The organism is Corallococcus sp. AB011P (genome assembly GCF_003611605.1).
GTDB classification, from domain to species: Bacteria; Myxococcota; Myxococcia; order Myxococcales; family Myxococcaceae; genus Corallococcus; species Corallococcus coralloides.
This window is the reverse complement of sequence record NZ_RAVX01000017.1, coordinates 190706-197144: the sequence shown is the minus strand read 5'-3', so window position 1 is coordinate 197144 and position 6439 is coordinate 190706. Positions and strand designations below refer to the sequence as shown.

The 6439-nt window shown below is 65.9% G+C and carries 6 protein-coding genes and 1 tRNA gene; all 7 read left to right on the top strand.

What is annotated here, in order from left to right:
• Positions 1-1299, top strand: a 1299-nt coding sequence (locus D7X30_RS31695) for an AHH domain-containing protein (protein ID WP_147443371.1), incomplete at its 5' end; no start/stop codon positions are given.
• Positions 1296-1946, top strand: a complete 651-nt coding sequence (locus D7X30_RS42435) for a hypothetical protein (RefSeq protein WP_199724603.1) — start codon at positions 1296-1298, stop codon at positions 1944-1946. The genes D7X30_RS31695 and D7X30_RS42435, both read left to right, overlap by 4 nt.
• Positions 1947-2021: 75 nt before the next feature.
• On the top strand, positions 2022-2423 hold the full coding sequence (locus D7X30_RS31685; protein ID WP_120566707.1) for a hypothetical protein: 402 nt from the start codon (positions 2022-2024) through the stop codon (positions 2421-2423).
• Positions 2420-3205 carry a hypothetical protein gene (locus D7X30_RS31680; RefSeq protein ID WP_120566706.1) on the top strand — a complete coding sequence of 262 codons (786 nt, stop codon included), beginning with the start codon at positions 2420-2422 and terminating at the stop codon, positions 3203-3205. The genes D7X30_RS31685 and D7X30_RS31680 overlap by 4 nt, the downstream gene beginning before the upstream one ends.
• A 69-nt stretch (positions 3206-3274) precedes the next feature.
• Entirely contained in the window at positions 3275-3904 is a 630-nt protein-coding gene (locus D7X30_RS31675; RefSeq protein WP_120566705.1) for a hypothetical protein, read from the top strand.
• A 391-nt stretch (positions 3905-4295) separates the two neighbouring features.
• A tRNA-Met gene (locus D7X30_RS31665) sits at positions 4296-4371 on the top strand.
• Between the two features lie 307 nt (positions 4372-4678).
• Positions 4679-6436 carry an SH3 domain-containing protein gene (locus D7X30_RS31660; RefSeq protein WP_233591899.1) on the top strand — a complete coding sequence of 586 codons (1758 nt, stop codon included), beginning with the start codon at positions 4679-4681 and terminating at the stop codon, positions 6434-6436.
• Positions 6437-6439: the final 3 nt, after the last annotated feature.

Genomic DNA, 6439 nt, shown 5'->3' with positions numbered 1-6439 from the left:
ACCGGCGTAGGACAGCTCGCGGCGGCGCTCATCCAGTTGGGCCTGGCGGCGTTCGGAGCCCATGGCCTCATCGAGGCCGGAGGGGAGGCCCTGAAGCACGCGCAGCTGTGGCTCACCCAGGCCTGGGAGGCCAATGGCTCCCCGGAGAAGCTGAAGGAGGCCAGCAAGTCCTTCCTCCGGATGCTGGTGAGCATCGCGATGGCGGCGCTGGCGCTGATGGGTGTGAAGACCAACGCGGGACGTGGGCTCAAGCTGATGACGTCCGTGAGAATCACCCCGCCCCGCATCTACATGATGGCGGCGGCGGGTCCCGGCGGGGCCTACGCGGGCGTCCCCGTGTTCCAACCGGGCTCCATCACCGCCGCCCCGGCCATTCCCATTCCCTTCAATCCCTGGGGCTCCGGCACGCCGTTGCTGTCAAAGGCTGTCCAGGAAGGCGGGACGTCCAAGCCGGATCCCGAGCCTACCCTGACCGAGCGCACGCTCGGTGATGCCGAGTTGGAGAAGCTGCTGGAGAAGCTCCCCAACTGGGACAAGCTCAAGGACTTCGTCGGACGCCGCATCCCGCAGGAAGGAACGCCGGAGTTCAACGTGTTCAAGCGGGAGCTCCAGGCCGCCGGCTACCGGCTGGAGAAGTTGAATACGGGCTCCCAGCCCTACCGGCTGCGCCGTCCGGACGGAAGGTCCTTGGGCGACGAGTACGGGGCACTCACGGTGATCGAAGACGGATTGGTGGTGCTCAAGGTCGGCAAGGGCACGCCCCGTCTCAGCGTCTTCACCCGCTACCGGAAGAACTACCTGGACTGGGTGGAGAAGACCCAGGGTCCGGCGGCGCGGGCGGCAGCGGAAGTCCGGCTCTCCGCGGGCCATCCCATGCACCACCTCATCCCAGACGCGGTCGCCCAAACCCACCCGCTGATCCGCATGGCCATGGAGAGGCTCAAAGGCTATACGATTGACCGAGGGTCGAACATCCTCGACATGCACTCCGGGCTCAACGTGGAGGGCCGACTCATCCACTCAGGCAGCCACCCGCGCTACAGCGAGTTCGTGAGCGCCCGGCTTGAGGCGGCTTGGAATAGGCTGCGCACGAAGGGGGCGCCCTCCAGCTGGACGCCCAAGCTTATTGAGGAGGCCCTCTTCAAGGTCGAGCACGAGCTGCGTCAGGCCATCCAATCCGGGAGCCTGAAGGAGCCGGTCATCAAGATGTTCCAGGAGCAGCGCGGCGGTAGGGTGCTCACGGGGAAGAAGCTGGCCTTGCTGGAGCTGTCCTCTTACAGGGAGTTACACACCACATGATGTATGCATTGTCGACAGATGTCTCCCATGCCAAGGAGAATGCGGATATCTACGACGCCCATCTCATCGAGTTCGACGGTTTCATGGACGTAACGTTCTTCGCTCCCGACATTGGTTATCAGAGCCAGCAGGGCGCGCCCGGGGTTATCGAGTACTACGGCAACCTGGAGTGGATCGCCGGACGCGACCACCTGTGCACCACGTCCATGGGGTGGCTGCTGCTCTCACGGCGCATGGTGCGCGTGCTCGAAGAGGTGGGCCCGTTTCGCCACCGCCTCATTCCCACGGTCATCTATGCGGAACGCATCAAACACCTCGTGTACAGCGGATACCCTCGGAGGAGGACCTGGCATTCGGTGACGGACCCGGCGCTGAAGAACGAGGACTTCGTCATCCTCCAGTTGCTGGAGCGGACCGACTGCCTCGACCGGGAGCGCACCCTCGTGAAGGGCGTGCCCTTCCACCAGTGCGGCGAAGAATTCCTAGCCCAGGAGGACGCCGAGCCGCTCGTGCTCCGCCCGCCGCCCGGAGGCTTCCCGCCCGTGTTCTCCGTCCCCGAGCTGCTCTACTACTGCTACACCGAGGAGGCACGTCAGGCGTGTGAGCAGGCGGGACTGAAGGGCCTGTGGTGGCGCCCCCAGCCGTGAGCCCTGACGCGCCCGGGGCTGGCTTTGGTCGCGAGCCCGCTCCCCTCTAGGATGACGTCCCCATGGGGACGCAACATGAGTGGTGAGGGCTCGAAGCCCGTCGCGGCGGTGCTGGTGGGGCTGACGAACTTCCGGCTGGGCCGCATCCTGCTGTGGACCCTGACGGTGTTCCTGGGGCTCCTGGCGCTCGTGCCGGGCCGTGACAGTGGGCTCCTGTGGCACATGGCCGCCATTCCGGGCGTGCTCGCACTGATTGGAACCGGCACGGCGTGGTGGAAGGAACGCCAGAGCTCCCGGTCCGGCCCCATCCCGTGGCTGCTGTTCCGGCTGGCCTTGGGAGCAGTGCTCTTCGGCGCCGCCGCGCTCCTGATGTGGTGGCGGCGCAGGCGCGAGCTGAAGGTCAGCGCGCATGTATCGCCGCCTTCCGCGGAACAGGTGGACCGATGGGCCACCGCCGAGATGGAGCGCTCGTCATGAGCCACGCGGCCTTGAAGCAACGGGACCCGGACGCGGCACCGCTCGAAGCGCCTCCGCGTGAATCCATGGGAGGCATGACCCGAGCGGGCATGCGGAGCCTCCTCGCCATGGTGCCCGCGTTGCTGGGCTCCGGCGTGGGGGGCGCGCTGAAGGGCTTCTTCCTCTTCGGGTGCTTCGGTCTGGTGCTGGCGGGCGTCTTCGTGCTCGCGCCGCGTTTTACGGGCGCGGCCCCGACGCCCTCCTGGCTGAACTACCTGAGCTTCGTGCTCACGCCCCTACCCCTGGCCTTGGCCGGGGGCTACGTCTGGATGCTCCACGGGGTCAGCTCACGGCTCGCGAGCGAGGTCCGCGCGCGAGGGCTGATGGGCTATGCGTACGCCATCCTCAAGCCCGCGACACTGCAGGTCGCCCGGCGGTTGCGCGGGGCCAGCACGCCCAGTCGCGCGGAGCTCACCCGGGCCATCGAGGAGTCGGTGGCGGAGCGCATGCGGGAGCCCGAGGAGGAGCGCGAATCCGCGGCCTCCCGCGCCGGATGGCTGGAAGGCTTCCTCATGGACCAGTCCCGCCGGGTGCTGGGACTCATCGCACTCCGCGCGGTGCTGACGTCGCCGGACGTGCCTTCCGCGGTGCGGGAGCTGGAGATGTTGGCCATCGACCGGTTGGAGGGCGTGTTGGAGGAGACGCTGGAGGACCTCTTCTTCCTCCAGATGGTGCTCACGCTCGGAGTGGGCGTCCTCGTCGCCGCACTGCCCACGTTCCTGCTCCTCTTCCTGCCCCGCTAAAGCGGAGACCCGCCGGCCTCTGCTAGCCTCCTGCCGTCCCACCAGGGTGGGACAGGAGGCGACGCCGGGATGGACTCACTGGACGCGCGCATGGAGCGGCTGGAAGGCCGGCTCCGACGGTGGCAGGGCCTCACCCTCGCGGCCTTCGTGCTGGCTGGGGTGGGACTGGGAACCGCGGCCCTGCGTGACGAAGCACCGCCATCGCAATCGGGAGAGCTGGTCGCCTCGCGGCTGGTGCTCAAGGACGCCAGGGGCCGCACGCGGGCCAGCCTTGAAGCGAACCGCCATGGCGGCGCGGCGCTGGTGTTGAACGACAGCGAAGGCCGGCCCCGGGCACTGCTGGGTGTGGGCGAGGACGACTCGCCCCGCCTGCGCTTCTCCACGGCGGAAGGCGAGTCGCTGGCGGAGCTGATGGTGTTCTCCGACGAGGCGCCACGCCTGACGCTGTCCAAAGCCGGAGGCGCGGAGCTGTTCTCCGTGGGGCTCCAGGTGGACGGCTCGTCGCGGCTGGAGCTGGCGGACGTGACGGGGCGGCCCCGCGCCATCCTGGGCGCGGATGAGGAGGGCTCACCGGGCCTGCTCCTGGTGGACCGTCGAGGCCAGCCCCGCGTGGAGCTGCGCGTGGGCAGCTCGGACGAGGCCAGTCTCGTGCTGGAAGGCCGCAACGGCCAGGTGTTCCGAGCGCCCGGCGTGCAGTGACGCCGCGTCGTCATTTCCGGGAGCCGGTGCACGTATCGGCTCGACCTGGGCCGGTATCTGAAGACGCTCGCGGACGTGGACAACGTCCGGTGCATCGAAAAGCGGAGCTGGCGGAAGCAGCTCTGTCAGGACGGATTTTCCGCTGCGTCCCTGCTCCCCGCGAAAGGAGTGTGATGCCCATGACGAAGAGCGACAAGCCGAGCCCCACCGACATGGAGCCCACTCCCGACAGCATGGACCTGGCCATCGCCTCGTTCCACAGCTGTCCGCCCGGCACCTGACCCACGCCGCCATCCGGTAACACCGGGACGGGCATGGACAGAGGCCGGGCTCCCGAGGGGGGACCCGGCCTCAGTCATGTCCGGGTCCTCCCTCGAGGAATCCAACCCAACGGGATGTAGCTCAGTCTGGTCAAGAGCATGCGCCTCATACGCGCGAGGTCACTGGTTCGAATCCAGTCATCCCGACTTCACATCCAAGGCAGCTCGCTCCGGAATGACCCAACCTGGCAGATACGCCGCGCTCAAAAACACGCAGGCCGCGGGTTCGAATCCCACTACTTCCCAGAAGGGCTTCCGGCAAGGAACCTGGGGGATTCGAGACAAAATGCTGGGATAAAGGAAATGATGGGCGACCGTCTTTTCTAACGCTGCCTTGGGAGAGCGATGACACAGCAGCGGACCTTGCCCGGTCCTTCATTGTCATGCTTGGTTGTCTGGTGGCACGACAAGGCGGCCAGAGATGCCTGGTGAGCCGTTTCTCACGGGTCGACTGGTGGCACTCACGCCCCTTCATACGCCCGGCCCACAGCTCCAGGCGCGCCAGCTTCCCAGTCAGGGCGTGTATGTCGGCGAGATCGGGATCGTCTCCTGGGATGGAACGCCTGCGCTCCGGTTGCGCTCCAGCCCGATGACGGGGAACAACATCATCGGAAGACTGGCCTTCAACACACACGTCCAGGTGGTGAGCCGCATTCCTGGCGGATGGCTGTATGTGTCCACCCGCGACGGTCGCAAGGGCTATGTCGCCGCCGAGTACATCTGGTCTTCCCCCGAGCACCCGCTCCCCGACCCCAACGCACTGCTTCAACGCGTCGCTCAGGGCAAATCAGGCTACGCCATTTCCATCGCCGAGCAGCACTACCATGACCTCGTGAAGTGGGGCTCGGACCTGCGCTTCTATGTCACGGTCCTGGCTGCGGCGAACCGGCGTCCCATTCCTCCTTTCCTCGACGGATGGAAGTCGCTGCAATTCCAGGCAGGGGAGTTCATCTGGATTCCAAGCAGGAAGTTTGCCCAGGCCATGAAGGGCAAACTCAGCAGCGGCTCCTACAGCCATGAAGTGGCGGCTGCGTTGGGGATTGCAGACACCCTTGAGAAGGTAGGCCAGCTCCAGGCGGATCTCCGCAAGGCCATCCGGTTGTCGATCGACTACATTCCCCAGGCGGTCGGGAAGCATGTCGAAAAGGCCCTCATCTCGGTCTTGACGGCGCTCCTTGAGATGGCAGTGGGCGCAATGCTGCTGCTCGCCATTTGCACGGCGATTGGCGCCGCGCTCGGGGCACTGGCGGGGGGTGTGGGGGCCGCCCCCGGAGCCGCTGCCGGTTTCGAGGTGGGGATGCTGCTCCTTGAGTGGCTGGGGCTGGGATTCCTCGTCAAGTGGGCTTCGGACTCCCTCCACCGTATTGGCAAGGCCTTCGCCACATTCTTCAAGAGCGTGTGGAATGCCAACGGCAACCACAAGCAAATCGACAAGGCAGCTCACGAGCTTGCCGAGGCGATCGGCACGCTCGCTGGCGTGATTGTCGAGGTGCTGGTGATGTGGGCGTCGGCCAAGGGCGCTGAGGCCGCGCTCGCAGCGCTCAAGGGCACCGCGGTGGAGAGTGCGTTTGGTGTAAGCCGCCTGGGGTCATGGCTGCGGGAGCGGACGAACAACTACCGCGAGGGCAAGTCTCCTCTCGAGAACGCGGAAGCCGCGAAGAGGAAGAAGGCCGAGGCCGCGAAGGCCAAGGAGATGGGGGGTTGGCCGCCCAAACTCCCCGAAGGCAAGAAACCCAAGGTGGGTGCCAAGGGAGCCGCTGAATGGCGTTACGAGCGGTATCGCTATCAGCAGTACAAGAAGGGGAAGACCCAGAAGGAGATTCTCGACTTCGAGGCCTACAAGGCACGTCACTACAAGGCCGCCGCCGAAGGTGGACGTCCAGGGCGCAGTGGAGGTGCCCACCAGGTCCAGACCCGCCGGCTGCTCGAGAAAGAGGGCTTCAAGAATACCGAGACCACCGCGCTGAATGGCAAGTATGTCGACCTCACCAGGCCCAACAAGAACGGCGGGACGGATTACGTGGAGGTGGATGCGATGCTCAAGAAAGGCATTCCCATCAAACGCCTGCGAGACAAGCTCAAGATTGAACTGGACGGCTTGAAGAAAGGGGACAGGCTCATCTACGTCGACAAGCTGGACCCCGGGAAGCGTATCCTCTACGAATACGGTGAAAGCCCCAGCGTCGTTGACGTCAGGACCTGGGAAGACTGAGAC

Coding starts and splice junctions, on each gene's coding strand:
- D7X30_RS31685 (WP_120566707.1), top strand. CDS start 2,022: ATGAGTGGTGAGGGCTCGAAGCCCGTCGCGGCGGTGCTGGTGGGGCTG.
- D7X30_RS42435 (WP_199724603.1), top strand. CDS start 1,296: ATGATGTATGCATTGTCGACAGATGTCTCCCATGCCAAGGAGAATGCG.
- D7X30_RS31675 (WP_120566705.1), top strand. CDS start 3,275: ATGGACTCACTGGACGCGCGCATGGAGCGGCTGGAAGGCCGGCTCCGA.
- D7X30_RS31680 (WP_120566706.1), top strand. CDS start 2,420: ATGAGCCACGCGGCCTTGAAGCAACGGGACCCGGACGCGGCACCGCTC.